The sequence below is a fragment of the Burkholderia sp. BC1 genome, assembly GCF_052683555.1.
The window spans coordinates 1-897 of sequence record NZ_JBQYLP010000185.1; the positions used below are offsets into that span (position 1 = coordinate 1).

The window sequence follows — 897 nt, forward strand, 5'->3', positions numbered from 1 at the left end:
CCATGATCACGATCCGCCGAAATGCGTGATCACGTTCGCCGGAATACGCAACCTCGTACGCAATGTCCGCGCGGTCAAACATTTCAAGTGTTTTCGACAGATCCGGCAAGCCACCGTTGTCAACGATTTGAACGCGGACAGTCAAACCAGAGCGGGTTGCCCGCACGATGTCACACGCGACGCACAGGCTCGCCAACGTTCGTGCGAGCAATGCTGCGTCGGAGTGGTAGGTCACGATGGAAACTGACAAGCCTTCGTCGATGAACTTCGAGGCATGGGAAGATTCGACGGAAACAGGGATCACGTACGGACGGTATCTTCAGTATGAACAAAACCAATCGGACTGCGTGCGTCGACCAAACGGCATCTCGACCTACCATGCGCGGTAGCACGCTCGTATCAGGCCGCTTCGGCAAGTCGCTCCAGCGTGCGCTCGCTATTTTCAATCAAGGTGTTGTATTGAGTGTTCTGGAATCCCCAGAGTGTCGAATAAACATCCTCGCGATGCCCAACGAGGAAAGGGAGCGCGACCACCACGCGCAGGTCTGCTTGACGCTCGAGGAACTTGTCAATCGTGTTCGTCTGATCGTCGCGATCGTTCGAATCCCATTCGGCCAGCATGCGTAGCACTCGCTCACCGTAGATATTGCAGACCATGCTCGTCATCTTGTTGATCGTCACGAAGCGCATGCCCTGAAAGTGCTCGACAGCGATCACGCGAGTTCCAGAATGCAGATCCGCGATCAAGCCGGAAAAGACGTCCCATTGCCCACCTTTCGAATCAAGGTAGGCATTGACGATACTGATCTTCTGCTCGAAATCTTCCGGCAGCAATGCATCGTCCTCAAGGGAAACGCTGATCAATGGACCAACTTCCGAAGTTGCAGGCGAGATGGC

1 protein-coding gene and 1 pseudogene are annotated in these 897 nt (G+C 54.7%); both read right to left on the reverse strand.

All coding sequences use genetic code 11. The features are described from left to right. Positions 1 to 304, reverse strand: a pseudogene (locus tag ACSHSS_RS30260) (hypothetical protein); the annotation flags it as partial. A 95-nt stretch (positions 305 to 399) separates the two neighbouring features. Then, the coding region (locus ACSHSS_RS30265; RefSeq protein ID WP_445545974.1) for a hypothetical protein at positions 400 to 897 on the reverse strand (498 nt) is incomplete at its 5' end.